Source organism: Gluconobacter sp. (genome assembly GCF_047722525.1).
In the GTDB taxonomy this organism is placed as follows: domain Bacteria; phylum Pseudomonadota; class Alphaproteobacteria; order Acetobacterales; family Acetobacteraceae; genus Gluconobacter.
In genome coordinates, this window is record NZ_JBDNYY010000001.1 from 87103 (window position 1) to 101813 (window position 14711).

The window sequence follows — 14711 nt, forward strand, 5'->3', positions numbered from 1 at the left end:
CCTAACTTTCCCGTCTGCAAAGATGACTGTTGCGGATGCCGTAAGCAAAATAGACGGCAAGTCCAATGACGAGCCAGACAACAAGTCGGATCCAGGTCAGACTGTCGAGCGACACCATGACAGCCCCGCAGGACAGGACACCCAGCACAGGCACGAGGAGACCACCCGGCACACGGAACTGGCGTGAGGCATCGGGATGTCTGTGACGCAGGACCGGCACGCCGATGCAGACGATGATGAAGGCGAGCAGGGTACCGATCGAGGTCATGTTGCCGAGCTGTCCTATAGGAAGCAGGGCGGCGAGCAGACTGGTCAGGGCCGCAAACATCAGATGAGACGTCCAGGGCGTGCGGGTCCGCGCGTTGAGCTTCGAGAAGACTGGCGGCAGCAGGCCATCATGGGACATGATCAGGAAGACGCGGGCCTGTCCCATCAGCAGTCCGAACAGGACCGAAACATATCCTGCCGTGATGCCGAGTTTCACGAGACTGGCCAGCCAGGGCATGCCGGCGACGTCAATGGCTGTGGCGACGGGGCTCGGGTCGTTGGCCATGGCCCGGTAATCGACCACGCCCGTCAGGACCATTGAGAACACGGCATAGACGACCGAACAGACGAGCAGACTTCCCAGAATACCGATGGGAATATCACGGGCCGGGTTGCGGCTGTCCTGAGCGGTGGTGGAGACGATGTCGAAGCCTAGATAGGCGAAGAACGCCATGCCCGCGGCCCGCATGACGCCGGACATGCCGAACTGCCCGAATGTTCCGGTGTTCTGCGGGATGAACGGATGATAGTGCGCAAGGCTGATATGAGGCGCGCAGGCGGCGATCACGGCGACGATGACGGCGAGTTTGATGCAGACGACGATCGTGTTGATGGTCGTGGATTCACTCACACCCCGCATGAGCAGGGCCGTGACGCCCCACAGGGCGCAGACGGCCGGGAGGTTGAACCAGGCCGTTGCCAGGGTGCCATCCGGCATCGTGACGGGAGTCAGGGGTGTTGCCAGCAGGCGCGGATCGATATGGAGGCCCCAGCCCCCCAGAAGAGACGCGAGGTAGCCGGACCAGCTTGAGGCGACGGCCGCCGCACCGACGGTATATTCGAGCACGAGATCCCAGCCGATGATCCAGGCGATCAGCTCACCCATCGAGGCATAGGCGTAGGAATAGGCCGATCCGCCCGAAGGGATCATGCTGGCAAGTTCGCCATAACACAGGCCCGCAAAACCGCAGGCCACCGCCGCGATGACGAAAGAGAGGGTCACGGCGGGACCGGCGTTCTGGCCGGCAGCGACGCCCGTGAGGGAAAAAAGGCCAGCACCGATCGTCACGCCGACACCGAGGGCAATGAGCTGCCACGGGCCGAGGACACGCCTGAGGCCAGTCTGGCTGTCAGCGGCGGAAGATACGGGTTTGGTCCGCCAGAGCGGGGTGGTCATGAAGGATCCTCGTTTGATAGGCGGATTGTTTTTGCCGAGGCAGGCAATCTGGGCTAGTCACATGCCGAACTCACCCTGGAGAATGGACCACGATGTCGGAACACGCCAGCCAGTCCACGCTGAATCGTTTCTTTCATGCCCCCCTCAAGGAGGTTGATGCCGAAGTTGCCACAATCCTGAACGAGGAGCTGACGCGCCAGCAGGATGGCATCGAGCTCATCGCTTCGGAAAACATGGCCTCCTTCGCCGTCATGGAAGCACAGGGTTCGGTGCTGACGAACAAGTATGCGGAAGGTCTTCCGGGCAAGCGCTATTATGGCGGCTGCGTGGATGTGGACCGCGTCGAGAACCTTGCCATCGAGCGTCTGAAGAAGATGTTCGGCGCTGAGTTCGCAAATGTGCAGCCGCATTCCGGCGCCAACGCCAATCAGGCCGCTTTCATGGCTCTGGCGAAGCCGGGCGATACGGTTTTGGGCCTGAGCCTCGCTGCGGGTGGACATCTGACGCATGGCGCGGCCCCCAACTATTCGGGCAAGTGGTTCAATTCCGTGCAGTACGGCGTGCGCGCCGAGGACGGTCTGATCGACTACGACCAGATGGAAGCGCTGGCCCGCGAGCACAAGCCGAAGATCATCGTAGCCGGCAGTTCCGCTTATCCGCGCATCATCGACTTCGCCCGCTTCCGGAAGATCGCGGATGAGGTCGGGGCGTATCTGATGGTGGACATGGCGCATTTTGCCGGTCTGGTGGCCGCTGGCCTGTATCCGAACCCGGTTCCCATCGCGGATGTCACAACGTCCACGACGCACAAGACGCTGCGTGGCCCGCGTGGTGGCGTCATCATGACGAACAACCCGGATCTGGCGAAGAAGGTGAACTCCGCTGTGTTCCCCGGCCTGCAGGGCGGTCCGCTCATGCATGTCATCGCGGGCAAGGCCGTCGCTTTCGGCGAGGCGCTTTCGGATGAGTTCAAGTCCTATCAGAAGCGTGTTCTGGCCAATGCCCGTGCGCTGGCGGACGAGCTTCAGAACCGTGGCTTCGACATCGTGACGGGTGGTACGGACAGCCATCTGATCCTCGTGGATCTGCGTCCGAAGAAGGTGACGGGCAAGCTGGCCGAAGCCATTCTGGAGCGCGCAGGCATCACGGCGAACAAGAACGCCATTCCGTTCGATCCGGAAAAGCCGTTTGTGACCTCCGGCATCCGTCTGGGCAGCCCGGCTGCCACGGCACGGGGTTTCGGGGAAGCCGAGTTCCGCGAAGTCGGTCGGATGATCGACGAAGTGCTGACGGCGGCTCTGGAAGAGGACAATGCCGAGGCCGTGACGGCCCGCGTGCATGAGGAAGTGAAGGCCCTGTGCCGTCGCTTCCCGATTTATGACCGCGCTTCGGCCTAAGACCTGAGTGGTGCTGCGGTCCGTCTGGCCAGACGGACCGCAAGCTGCCCCTGACGGGGACGAAGATTGGGCATGATCAGCAGACACTCGTCATAGGGTGTGTAGATCAGGTCGTGCCCGTCATGAGCGAGGGGGGTTCCTGCCTTGGGAATCGTGACCCCGCCCTCCCATGGCCTGATGAACCTGAAATCCGCATGTCGGGCGATGATATTGTCCGTCACGACTGCCATTTCCGGAGCCATTTCGGGATCGCAGGGCTCCTGTGACGCCTGACCGCGAAGATGGATCGTCCCGGCCTGCGCCAGCAGGCGCTCAATGGCGTTTTCCATGACCGTGACGGTGGCGGGTTCCCAGTGAGAACCTGCTTCAAGAAGGCAACTGCGCCCCGTGCCTCCGGGGGACATGAAATGCGCATGTTCGATCAGCCGTGACCCACCATAATGTCCGAGATCCGTCAGCACTGTCTGGGGCAGATCCCTGCCAGCCGCCAGGGCATAGGCAAATTCGGCCGAACGCTGGCGCGGAGGGGCAATGAAGAGGGGTTCGGAAGGCCAGAGGGTGGAATGCAGGTCCAGAAGCAGATCGGCCCGCGCTATGTATGGCTGGATCTGGCGGGCGCGCTCAAGTTCGCTGGAATGATCGCGACCGTTCAGGCGTGTGCTGTGCCACAGGCGGTTCAGATCCTCGTCGACATGGCGGGCCATGACCGGATTTCGGATGTCGAAGCTGTCGAAAGCTTCCAGGTTGGCCACAATTAGTGTCAGGCGTCCGGAGGATAGGACCGGCCCGCGTTTGCGGAGGTTTTCCAGTGCCCAGCCACCGGCATATTCGTTCCCATGCACCATCGCCGTAATGACGATTTCCGGTCCTGACCTCCCCGAGTCGAAAATCCAGACCCCGGGCACCTCCGAGGGTGGGGCGCGCCATTCCTCCAGATCGGGAAGAGGAAGCGACACGTTGAAAACCAGGGGAGGACGCCCGATCCCGGGCAGCGTCTCCGACAGGCGCGGCTGACGGATCCGGAGCGGATGATGCCGCTGTCCCGCCTTACAACTCATGGTATCCGCCGGTCTTGCAGGAACGGGCCGCGATATCTGCTCCTCGTCCGGCACCCCGGCGAAGCCATACCTGCACCGGGAAGGATAGGACATGGATCGGTCATGAGTTGTAGTGTAAGCACGTTCAGGACAGGTCGCCAGAGAGGGGATACCGCCTTTTTCTTCGTCAGTGCCTGATGACAGTCACATTTCGCCGAGGGTGGTTTGGCGCGTCCATTTTCCGTTATGCGCTCGATTTTTCGGAGATTACGGCCCGTGCCGGCAGGCTTGCCTGAGGCGCAGACAGCCCATGAACGTAAGATGAAGCAGTCTCTCTCCTTTTTTCACAAATTGTGGCAACGGCTTCCCGCTGAATCCCGAAGGCGTTTTTTTGCGTGGGCCACCGCTCTTGCAACACCTTCCGTAAGGCCCTGTAGCGTCCGTCCTGGACACGGCATCATCGTGGCGGGCGAGTTCAGCCGCAGTTCCGGGCTGGGCGAAGGGGCCAGACTGATGGTGCGGGCCCTGCGCGACATGAACATTCCCTGCGGGACCTGGGATATCGACCAGCGGGTTCTTGCGGGCGACGTCACCGGGCCGGGGGCGCCGCTGGTCATGCATGTGAATGCGCCGATGCTTCCATATGTCCAGCTCTTCATGCCACGCACCCTGCGCACCGGACGACGGATCATCGGATACTGGGCCTGGGAACTGCCGGTCGTGCCGCAGACATGGCGCCATGCCCGGCGGCATGTGCATGAAATCTGGGTCCCGTCTCACTTTACCGCCGGGGCGCTGCGTCCGCTGGGACGGCCTGTGCGGGTCGTGGAGCATCCGGTCGGTCTGGCGGAACAGAAGCCGTCGGGCCGGGATCGGGCGTCCTTCGGGCTGCCGGAGGACTGTGTGATTGTGCTGGTCTCGTTCAGTCTTGCGTCCAGCATGGTCCGCAAGAGCCCGATCGAGACCATTCAGGCGTTCCGGGAGGCTTTCGGTGAGCGGTCGGACCGGCTTCTGGTCCTGAAGATCGGTCATACCGAGCATTATCCTGACGATCTGGCGACGGTCCGGGCCGCAACCGGTGGGGCTTCGAATATCCGTATCGAGACGGAACAGCTCAGCGGAGAGGACAGACTCGCCCTGACGGTCTGTGCGGATATCGTGCTGTCCCTGCATCGCAGCGAAGGGTTCGGGCTGGTTGTGGCGGAAGCCATGGCGCTGGGGCAGTGCGTGATTGCGACGGACTGGTCCGCAACCGCCGAATTCCTGGATGAGACCTGCGGCCTGCCGGTCGCATACACGCTGGTTCCAGCCCAGGACCCCCGGGGAATCTGGGAGATGCCGGACACGAAATGGGCGCTTCCCGATCTGGCCGGCGCCGTGAAGGCCCTTCAGACTGCGGCGGATGATCCGGCGTTGCGATCCCGTCTGGGCGCCAATGCGAAACACCGGATTGCCACACGCCTGAACGGCGCGACCCTGCGGGAGGCTGCGCTGGCCGTCGGGGCGAGGCTGTGAGGAAGGCCGTCGAACGCGTTCTGGTCTGGCAGTGGGGGCGGCGCGGGGCTGGCCCACGGATTGCGGTGGATCTGGCTGATGGTCTGAAAAGACTGCCCCGGACGGATGTTCTGCTGTGCCTGTCGGACCGTGCGGAGATCCTTCGCAGCCGGAATGCTCCGGACGCCGTGGTGAAGGTTGCGACTTACAGTTCCGTGTGTGAACTGGTGGGCAGGATTCTGACTGCGCTATCGCTCTTAAAACAGCTCAGGCGGATTGTCCGGGATTTCCGCCCGGATGTGGCGATCTGCGCCATGCCGGGCCCCCTGGACCTGTTGATGGCGGGTGTGCTGCGCCGGGCTGGGGTGCGGATCGTGGTCATTGTTCATGATGCGCATCCCCATCCCGGCGATGGGTATCCTTTTCAGGCGGCATTGCAGCGCTGGCTGATCCGTCAGGCCGACCAGATCGTCACCTTCAGCCGTCACGTCGCCGATGAACTGACGTCAGAGCCGGACAGGGCGCATTGCCCCGTGATTGCCCTTACGCATCCCCCTTTCATCGGAGGGGCTGGCGCGATGCCGTTCACTCATGAGGGCGCGCCACGCATCCTCATGTTCGGGCGCTTGCTTCCTTATAAAGGTCTGGATCTGCTGGCGGAGGCTCTGCCGCAGGTCGGACGTGATCTGCGGTGTCGGGTTGTGGGGCAGGGACCGGACAGCCCGGAACTGCGGAGGCTTTCAGCACTGCCGCATGTGAGCGTCGAGAACCGCTGGGTGCCGGAAGACGAACTGCCCCGTCTCGTGGAATGGGCCGACATCGTGGTGCTGCCCTATCATGAGGCTTCCCAGAGCGGTGTGGGCGCCATGGCGATTGCCAGCGGGCGCTATGTCGTGGCGACGCGGGTCGGGGGGCTGGTCGAGCAGTTTTCGGACGATGCCCAGGCTGTTCTGTGCGTGCCTGAGCCGTCGTCCATCGCGAAGGCACTGGCGACGCTCCTTGAGGCGCCTCCGCCGAGCCGGCCCTGCGTTGATAACGGGCAGGAATGGGAAAATCTGGCGAGGGATATTCTCGCCAGCAGGAATGTGTCCTAGCGGTCGAGCGAATCTTCCGTTGCAATCCGGACCCGGTAGCCAATGTGCTTTTCGACATCGCGCAGGAACGTACGCTCGTCGATATTGATGAGGGAGAACGCCACGCCCTTGCGTCCGGCGCGGGCGGTCCGACCAATACGGTGTACGTAGGCTTCCGGCGTTTCGGGCATGTCCATGTTGATGACGAGGTCCACATCCGGGATGTCGAGACCGCGCGAGGCGATATCGGTCGTGACCAGAATGGGGACGCGCCCCTGACGGAACAGGTCGAGCGCCTTGTTACGGGCTCCCTGCGTGCGGTCTCCATGCAGGGTTTCGACCCGGAGATTGTGCCGGCGCAGGATCTTGGCGAGGGCGTCTACCGTATTTTTCGTCCGCGCAAAGACGATGCTCCGGCCTTCGAAATGCTTCAGAAGACGGGCGACAGTTTCCGGCTTGTCGTCCTTCTCAACAAAGATGGCTCTCTGGCGAATGTTCTTGGGCGTGAAGGACTCGGCTGCGATCTCCACGCGAACGGGATCGCGAGTCACACGCTTGGCAAGATCCATGACCGGTTCAGGCAGCGTAGCCGAGCAGAAAACGGTCTGGGGCGGCTGGTCCGGAAAGTACGGAATGAGCGCCGTCATGCTGGCGGAGAAATCTTCATCCAGCAGGCGGTCAGCCTCATCGAGCACCAGATAGGTCAGATGTTCCAGCACGAGATCGGCCTGCATCACCAGATCCAGAAGGCGTCCATGCGTCGCCACCACGATATCCACGCCGTCGCTGACGGACTGGACCTGCTGCTCGCGCGACGTGCCGCCGCAGACGACCCGTGTTTTGAGCGACAGTCTACGTCCGAGCTGGCGGCAGACGGCGGCTGTCTGGGCCGCGAGTTCGCGGGTGGGTTCCAGAATGAGCGCACGGGGGCCGGGGGCCGGGCCAGCCTCTTCAAGCTTCTGGAGCATGGGCAGCACGAAAGCGGCGGTCTTTCCGCTTCCCGTCTGGGAACCGACCAGAACGTCCCTTCCCGCCAGCAGGGGGGGGATGGCCTGAGCCTGGATCAGGCTTGGACGTTTGTGTCCGGCCTGGGCAAGAGTTGCCAGCAGGGGCGCAATCAGCCCAAGCTCTTCAAATCCGGGAGCAGGGGCGGCGGGCGTTGCATTCGGCGAGGCAGGGCGCGTCTGGGGCGTTGTCATGTGCGCTTCTTGCCAAATTTCTCGCAGTTCGGGAAACACCTTCTTTTTTGCGGAGTTCCTCATGAAAGCCATCATCATCGCGGAGGACTTCGCCGGCATGCGCGCACAGGGGGCAGGACTGGCCGAAAAGGCTGGTCTGGAGTGGGATTTCCGGCCTGTGCGCATCCAGCCATTCTGGTCACGTTTCCCGGCGCGACACTGGCCGTCTCCGCTGCGGCGTGTCGATCCCATCAGGATTCCCACCGATACCGATCTCATCATCTGTATCGGTGGGACAGGCGGCGTTATTGGCAGGGCGGTGGCGCAACGTGAAGGACTGCCGGTCGTACAGATCCAGAACCCGCGCATGGCACCCCGGAAGTTCGATCTGGTCATTGCCAACACACATGACGGGATCAGCGGGCCGAATGTTTTGATCTCACGCAATGCGCTCCATCCCGTAACGCCCCACAAGCTCGTTCAGGCCCGTACCGAATGGGAAGGGCGACTGAAGCAGGATGAACGTCCGTTGCTGTCCGTTCTGGTCGGAGGGGCAAATGGTCGTTTCTCACTTGGGCCGGTGGAAGCGGAACGGATGGCAGAAGGGATCATCGCTTTTACGATGCGCAACACGATGCAGGCCGTACTGACCCCCTCACGCCGGACTGATCCGGCGGCTGTCGCTGTTTTCCGGGAGCGGCTGGAGCCCCACGGGATTGCCGTTCTGACGGGAAGTGGTGACGATAATCCCTATATGGGCATGCTGGCCTGTGCGGGCATGATTGCCGTCACGACGGACAGCGTCTCGATGATTTCCGAAGCCGTGGCGACTTCTGCACCCGTGATGGTCTTTCCGCTGCCCGGGCGATCCAGTCGGATCTCCCGGTTCGTGACAACACTGGAGGATGCCGGACGGGTGAAGTGGTTCGATCCGGCGCAGACCCCATGGAACGTGGCCCCGCTTGACGATACCCCCCTCGTGGCGAGAGAAATGCGCCGACGTCTGAAGCTCTGAAAGGGCCCCTGTATGCTCGATATCCGCACCTTTGGTCCGCAGGGTGGCAATGTTCTCTACAAGGCACTGGCCCATCCGCTGGCTGCGGAAGCTCTTGTCCGGATGGAAGCCGAATTCGCCGGGCGGACGATCGCCGTGTACGATCCTGACGATGCAGCCCGTACGCTGGCCGCTTTGTATCCGGGCCTGAAACCCGCCTGCGTCTATGTTCATGACACCGAGCAGGTCGGCAAGCCGGACGGCTTTGGCGGAACGCTGCGTGCGCTTATGGATCTTCCTGCGACGGAAGCCGATGCCATTCTGGCCCTGTCCTTTGAAGACGCGAAGATGCGGACACGGCTGAAGGGACTGCTGAATGGCCGGGATCTTCATACTCTCGCCCCGGCGCGTCTGCCGGATGAGATGCTGGTTGCGGGGCGTCCCTATCTGGACAAGCTGAACTTTGCGACCAACTTCGCCTTCTTTCGCGAGACGAACCAGTTTTCCTGCCGGATCGTGACTGCCAATTACTGGTCCAGCTACGCTGCCGAGAACCTTCGCTACTGGATGCGGCTCTATGATGAGGCAGGCAAGGTTCTGGCCCAATGGGAACAGCCTGTTACGGAAGCTGGCGCCGGGATCACGATCGACAGCGCCGACGTGCGGCGACGGTTTGATCTGCCGGAATTCACCGGGCAGCTTTTCATCCATGTTCTGGGCGCGCGCGGCCATGACGTCGTCAAATATGCCCTCGACGGCTGGGGCAAGAATGGCGATCCGAGCCTTTCCGTCACACATGATGCCAATGCCTGGCCTTCCGTGCGTTATGCGACGCTGCCGGCGCCCGAGCAGGACGAGACGCTGATCGTCTGGGTTCAGAACAGCCATGCGACGACAATCCCGGCTGGCGGCATCACCTTTAATCGTATGGGGGAGGATGAGCCTCATGCGCTCGACTGCCCTGTGGGGCCGTTCGAGACGGTGGCTGTGGATGTTGGTGCTCTCTTTCCGGGACTGCACTGGCCAGCACAGCTTGAAATGCGGTCCGGCAGGCATCTTGTCCGCCCCCGCTACGAAATCACCCAACGCGGCCGTACCCGCATCGCCCACCTGAACGTAGAACGGGACAATCTGCGTCCAGACCCTGCCATCCGTCAGTTCCCGCCATCGCTGGGCCGTGGCTTCCTGCTGCCATTCCCCATCCTTGATCCGAAACGGTTCGAGACCTTTCTACAGCCCAACCCCATGTCCGAGGCGCTCCAGTCTCTTCCCGTAAGGCTGGATCTGTTTGATGAGACAGGCGAGAAGGTCGGGTCACATTTTCTTGGAAATTTGCCCCGCAACCATGAGACTGCGGTTGCCCTGCACACCCTGACGGATCAACCGGGTCATGCGGATCTGGTTTATGATTTCCGCGATGGCGGCGAAGCAGATGGCTGGCTGCACGCTCTGATGCGTTATCGGAACCGGGAGAGCGACCATGCTGCCGAGACCAGTTTTGGGGCGCATATCTTTAACACGCTCATGACCTGGCGGTCGGAACCACAGTCCTATTCCGGGCCGCCGCCGGGCCTGACGACACGGCTCTTCCTGAAGCTGGGCCAGAAGACGGAGCACAACACGCTGCGCAGCTTCTGCTGCCTGATCCACCCGGCATCCGTCGAAGGAACAGAGGCATCCGAGACGGTGCTCCTGCTTCATGGTGCGAATGGGTCCCTTATTGCCCAGACAACCGTCAGAATTGCGCCTAATGGTTCCTTCATGGTTCACCCGCATGAACTGTTTGAAGCCTCGCACCTCGATCATGCAGGAGAGGGTGGTTATGTCCTCATCCGTGACCTGACCTGTCGACTGTTCGGCTATCACGGGCTGGAAAACGGGCAAGGGGCGTTCTCGCTGGACCACATGTTTGGCTTCTGAACGCCTGAGGAAAGGAAGCTGCAACTGACATGCCGCTTCCCAGGAAAAAGGGTCTTGTCAGCCCGACATCCCCTTGCTAGAAGCCCGTCCAACGGATGGGCGCGTAGCTCAGCGGTAGAGCACTGCCTTCACACGGCAGGGGTCACAGGTTCAATCCCTGTCGCGCCCACCATCCTAAATCCCTAAAATCGCTGTTTTATTTTGTTGCTCCTGCGATTCAGGTTTCCGTCACGATGGAGACAGTAATGTCACCTTCATGCCTTAGACAACCTTCACACGGATTACGGATGAAGCTTATGGCCTTCTGTATCGGGAAACTAGCAGGGCATGCTGGATACGGCCCCTGCCAACGGTAAGTACGGCACGACCGTCTGGAACAGGGGTGTCCAGAATCCGGGATAAGAGAGATGGATCAGTTACAAGCCGTGGAAGACCTGTAAAAAAATCTGCATCATCCAAACACACAAAATAATGGGTGGCGGAAGCCGTTCCACCTGCCGCGTTCAGAATTTCCATCTGGCCATCGCCAGAGTATCGACCTTCAGGTTTGCGATAGCATCATAAGCCCTCGACCGCAGAGCCCCAATGTCTACCCTCCGATTGTCTGGTTCAGGCCAGTGATGCCGCCTTCCGCGTGGCGCGCGCACGGAATCGCCTTACCGCCTTCCGACCCGGCCGGGAGGGCAACATATGGCGAAGTCGGGGCATGCTCTGCGACCCAACGCGCCACGGCCGCCACGGATTGTCCCACCGTGTCCGTATCGGTTCCAACCATGTTCGAAGTGCGCAGTGACCCGTCGCTGTTCTTACCCCAGTTCGAGTAATTGCTGACGACCCAGGCGGATGGCAGGGCATTGGCGGCGCGAAGTTTCGCCACGAACCACTGTGTATGCGCTTTGAAATCCGCGTCGAAGGAGAACTGTCCGCCTGCCTGGCTGGTTGCAGAATTCGTATTGAACGGGGTCAGCAGAACGATACTTCGGAGGCCGTGGGCATTAGCCCATTTGATCTCGTTGATGACCGAAGGCATCCAGTGCGGGTCCTGATAACCGATCCCCACCGGAACATCGATGCCGACGCCTCCGGCATACTGGATGATCTGCCTGGCAGATGTCCAATACGTGTCATGGATCCAGTCGGAATGTTGGCCGGCATAATCGTTGATATATGGCCAGACATACCTAACGCTCGGATACCCCTTCTGGATGTCGGCTGTAGCCGTCTGGAACTGGGAAAGATTGTTCGCAGCAGAGCCGTGCATGTTGATGTTCATCATCATGATGGTCGGCCGGAAGCCGATCTGGGCATACCAGACAGGTCCGTTCACCCTATCGCCGACGCCGCCGTCATTATGGGCGTTCGCCGGAAGGCTGGGTGTGCCATATTTATCGTACCACTCCTCGCTGATTCCCGGAGCATAGGGCGCGAAATTAGCCATGATTTTTCGCGCTCCGGCAAAGCTGATCGGCCCCCCGAGGGCATCCCCATAAGCGATGAGATTATTGACCGCGAATGCGCTCAGATAGAGCGACACGCGCCCAGTTCTCACGGTGTTGGCATATCGACGACCGTCGACGAGTTGGCTGACACTGTTATTGCCGCCCAGAAAAACATCTTTGTCGCGGGTCCGACACGCCAGGACGCTTGCCTTCCGGCCCGACCATGCCACCAGGGAACCACTGCCGTCCACAGATCGGATGACATGAGTAGAATTTCCAGAAGTGAGAGAAGACTTCCAGATTGACGGCATCGACTGGCCGAAGGCAGACACATAAAGTAGTCCAGACAGGCCGACTGCTATGAGAATACGTTTCATGGTGCCCCAATCATGCCGCGGTGGCGGCTTGGAAATCTGGAATGCTCGAAAGCGCGCAAGCTGGCCCAAGAGGCATATTACAGCATCGCTTATGTTACCGGGCCTGACCAGCAGCATCCTCCGCATCGAAATCGATTCGGGGGCCAGAAAGCGGGAACCTGGTCAGCAGATCGGCCCCATGCCGCTGCCCGCAGAACAGCCGCTTCAGGCCTGATGCAATCCTCGACCGGAGCGGTACCTGCAGAGAGTTTTTCCAGATGTCATCATGGGTTTCTGGCTCCATCTGTCAGAAACCTCTGGTGTTCCACCATTCAACTGCTCCAGCCAGATATGGCCACTCTCAACCAAGCCGATTCCGGTCACGATGTTGATATGCGCCGGATCATCCAGGTCAATTGGAGGCGTCTAACAAACTTCTTGGTTTTTAAAAGCTCTCTGTGATTCCATTTTTCCGGTTCTGATTAGAGGGCTGGATCATGAATCCGGCGAATTTCTTTGATGTTCAAGAGCGTCTGTCTCACCTGAGTGGTTCTGGCGATCAGCCTGAAGCCTTTTCCCGGACTGTGGATTTCGATGCGTTTCGACCTGCTTCGGACAAGGTTCTGGCATCTTCAGACGGAAACAAAGGCGGTCGTTCACCGTTTGATCCTGTTCGGATGTTCAAAATCCTGCTGATCCAGGAATAGAAAGCGACAGATGCAGCGGCCAGCTATGGTGCGAGATCAAGAGAAGGCATGTCGAACGCCGTAATATGACAAGGAATATCTGGGCCGACACGACCTATCGCTCAAAGGATCATGAAGCCTTCATGGAAAAGCAGGGCAATAACGCCCCAGAGGCAGAGCGAGGACATCACCCAGAACCATCAAAACCTACCCGTTGAACCCAAAATCAAGACATGATGCCTTTAATAAACGGCTCTGCGATCCATCCAGATTGGAATCAGTCAGGATCATGAGGGATAAAACATAGCATTATCAAAGAATTACAGATAAGCCCTTCACCTTCACACGGCGGGGGCGACAACTTCAATCCCTGTCGCGCGCATCTTTCAGAAAGCCTGTAATCGCGGAAATTTCTTTAAATCAGTGCAGAGCTGGGCGCGCATAACTCTATTCAGAGCACCAAAAAACCATAGGACACATACGCTTATCGCGTTATGAAGGCGCAGTTGTTTTTCCAGAAAGTTGACCATGCATTTCCTTACGCCTTTAGCTCTGACCGGTTTGCACAATACATGAATCCCTTTTCCTTCAGAAAAAGGATAACTGTGCCGTCACTTGCTGTCATGACAGGTGGCACAGGTGGCATTGGGTGTGAAATCGCAAGGCTTCTTCTGGAACAGGGATGGGATGTTCTTCTTCTGACGCGTCAGCCCCATAAGGCAGAAGAACTGATTTCCAGAAGAAACGGACGATTTGAAGCTGTTTTCTGTGATTTGACAGAACCATCAAATCTTCAGGCTGTCTGTGCCACCATCCTGCAGAGAAGGCAGCCCATTGGACTTCTGATCCATTGCGCAGGAAAAATACAACCTGAATTGACCAAGGATATTACACAGAGCAGCCTTGAAGAGCAGATGGCGATCAATCTGACGTCACCAATTCTTCTGACCACTCAGTTGCTCCCTGCATTATCCCCCAATGGGCATATAATATTCGTCAATTCCATTGCGGGCGTAATGCCGTTACAGGGTAGTTCTGTCTACAGTGCTACGAAATTTGGTCTGAGGGGGTTTGCTCGTTCACTCGCACTTGAATACAGACCTGAAAGCATCCGGATTTCTTCCATTTTTCTTGGTGCTGTCGATACTGAAATGCTTCAGCAGGAAACACGGGATGGCGGATCTGTTCTGAACTTTGTTAATAAGCCTCTGTCGGCCCATTCTGTAGCCAGCATGATCATCAGGACCAGCGAAGGGAAAGGGCGCGAAGTCTTTCTGCCGAGAATAGACGGTATTTTCGCTCATGCCTGTCTGATGATGCCATGGCTGCTCAGGCTCAGCACTCCTCTTCTTGAAAAGATCGGGCAGATCGGATTGCAACGTTTCCTTAAGCATAAAGCTACTGCCAGCTCTGTTATCCATAAAGATCAGGACCCCTGTTAGGTCTTGAATGACAGAACCAGCCCCATAGCAGTCTGTCTTGTCTGAGCAGCCCTACTTCGAGTGAAATCCCTTGATTGCAAAGGCCACCCGAAAGGTAAAGGTCCTCTTCACCAAGGCAGTGCGAAAAGATAGCTCTTCATCCTTCCTTTTCCGTTATCGCCGTTACCAAACACCATATCAGGGTCTAACAAGACTTAAGTGATACCTGCTCGATATAGGGCCTAGGTTTCAACAACAGCAATAGCGATCAT

Annotated in this window: 10 protein-coding genes, 1 tRNA gene and 1 pseudogene; 8 read left to right on the top strand and 4 right to left on the bottom strand. The window is 59.3% G+C overall.

From position 1 onward, the window contains the following. Window position 1 precedes the first annotated feature (1 nt). Window positions 2-1444: an APC family permease gene (locus ABF859_RS00455; RefSeq protein WP_415525108.1), complete on the bottom strand. Its 1443-nt coding sequence runs from the start codon at window positions 1442-1444 to the stop codon at window positions 2-4. A 92-nt stretch (window positions 1445-1536) separates the two neighbouring features. On the opposite strand from ABF859_RS00455, the gene glyA reads away from it, so the two are divergent. Next, window positions 1537-2841: a serine hydroxymethyltransferase gene (gene glyA, locus ABF859_RS00460; RefSeq protein ID WP_415525110.1), complete on the top strand. Its 1305-nt coding sequence runs from the start codon at window positions 1537-1539 to the stop codon at window positions 2839-2841. On the opposite strand, the gene ABF859_RS00465 is transcribed toward glyA, so the two are convergent. Continuing rightward, the gene (locus ABF859_RS00465) at window positions 2838-3899 is read right to left on the bottom strand and encodes a succinylglutamate desuccinylase/aspartoacylase family protein (RefSeq protein ID WP_415525112.1); all 1062 of its coding nucleotides are present in this window, start codon (window positions 3897-3899) and stop codon (window positions 2838-2840) included. The genes glyA and ABF859_RS00465 overlap by 4 nt on opposite strands. A 441-nt stretch (window positions 3900-4340) precedes the next feature. Between ABF859_RS00465 and ABF859_RS00470 the strand changes: the two genes are divergently transcribed. After that, window positions 4341-5393 carry a glycosyltransferase family 4 protein gene (locus tag ABF859_RS00470; RefSeq protein WP_415525114.1) on the top strand — a complete coding sequence of 351 codons (1053 nt, stop codon included), beginning with the start codon at window positions 4341-4343 and terminating at the stop codon, window positions 5391-5393. Next, window positions 5390-6466, top strand: coding sequence for a glycosyltransferase family 4 protein (locus ABF859_RS00475; RefSeq protein ID WP_415525116.1), 1077 nt, complete (start codon window positions 5390-5392; stop codon window positions 6464-6466). Before ABF859_RS00470 ends, ABF859_RS00475 begins: the two co-directional genes overlap by 4 nt. Here the strand turns inward: ABF859_RS00475 and ABF859_RS00480 are convergent. Continuing rightward, window positions 6463-7722, bottom strand: coding sequence for a DEAD/DEAH box helicase (locus tag ABF859_RS00480; RefSeq protein ID WP_415525118.1), 1260 nt, complete (start codon window positions 7720-7722; stop codon window positions 6463-6465). The genes ABF859_RS00475 and ABF859_RS00480 overlap by 4 nt on opposite strands. Here ABF859_RS00480 and ABF859_RS00485 point away from each other — a divergent pair. The 3 genes from ABF859_RS00485 (at window position 7706) to ABF859_RS00495 (ending at window position 10709) form a co-directional block, all read left to right on the top strand. Next, entirely contained in the window at window positions 7706-8638 is a 933-nt protein-coding gene (locus ABF859_RS00485) for a mitochondrial fission ELM1 family protein (protein ID WP_415525120.1), read from the top strand. The two genes, ABF859_RS00480 and ABF859_RS00485, sit on opposite strands and share 17 nt — an antisense overlap. Before the next feature lie 12 nt (window positions 8639-8650). Then, window positions 8651-10537, top strand: coding sequence for a hypothetical protein (locus ABF859_RS00490; protein ID WP_415525122.1), 1887 nt, complete (start codon window positions 8651-8653; stop codon window positions 10535-10537). Between the two features lie 97 nt (window positions 10538-10634). Then, a tRNA-Val gene (locus ABF859_RS00495) sits at window positions 10635-10709 on the top strand. Between the two features lie 417 nt (window positions 10710-11126). Here the strand turns inward: ABF859_RS00495 and ABF859_RS00500 are convergent. Continuing rightward, window positions 11127-12071, bottom strand: a complete 945-nt coding sequence (locus ABF859_RS00500) for a hypothetical protein (protein ID WP_415525124.1) — start codon at window positions 12069-12071, stop codon at window positions 11127-11129. Between the two features lie 758 nt (window positions 12072-12829). Here ABF859_RS00500 and ABF859_RS00505 point away from each other — a divergent pair. After that, window positions 12830-13033, top strand: a pseudogene (locus ABF859_RS00505) (IS5/IS1182 family transposase); the annotation flags it as partial. 479 nt (window positions 13034-13512) lie between these two features. Then, window positions 13513-14460: an SDR family NAD(P)-dependent oxidoreductase gene (locus tag ABF859_RS00510; protein ID WP_415525126.1), complete on the top strand. Its 948-nt coding sequence runs from the start codon at window positions 13513-13515 to the stop codon at window positions 14458-14460. The last annotated feature ends 251 nt before the right edge of the window (window positions 14461-14711 follow it).

Coding starts and splice junctions, on each gene's coding strand:
- ABF859_RS00455 (WP_415525108.1), bottom strand. CDS start 1,444: ATGACCACCCCGCTCTGGCGGACCAAACCCGTATCTTCCGCCGCTGAC.
- glyA (WP_415525110.1), top strand. CDS start 1,537: ATGTCGGAACACGCCAGCCAGTCCACGCTGAATCGTTTCTTTCATGCC.
- ABF859_RS00465 (WP_415525112.1), bottom strand. CDS start 3,899: ATGAGTTGTAAGGCGGGACAGCGGCATCATCCGCTCCGGATCCGTCAG.
- ABF859_RS00485 (WP_415525120.1), top strand. CDS start 7,706: ATGAAAGCCATCATCATCGCGGAGGACTTCGCCGGCATGCGCGCACAG.
- ABF859_RS00480 (WP_415525118.1), bottom strand. CDS start 7,722: ATGATGATGGCTTTCATGAGGAACTCCGCAAAAAAGAAGGTGTTTCCC.
- ABF859_RS00490 (WP_415525122.1), top strand. CDS start 8,651: ATGCTCGATATCCGCACCTTTGGTCCGCAGGGTGGCAATGTTCTCTAC.
- ABF859_RS00510 (WP_415525126.1), top strand. CDS start 13,513: ATGAAGGCGCAGTTGTTTTTCCAGAAAGTTGACCATGCATTTCCTTAC.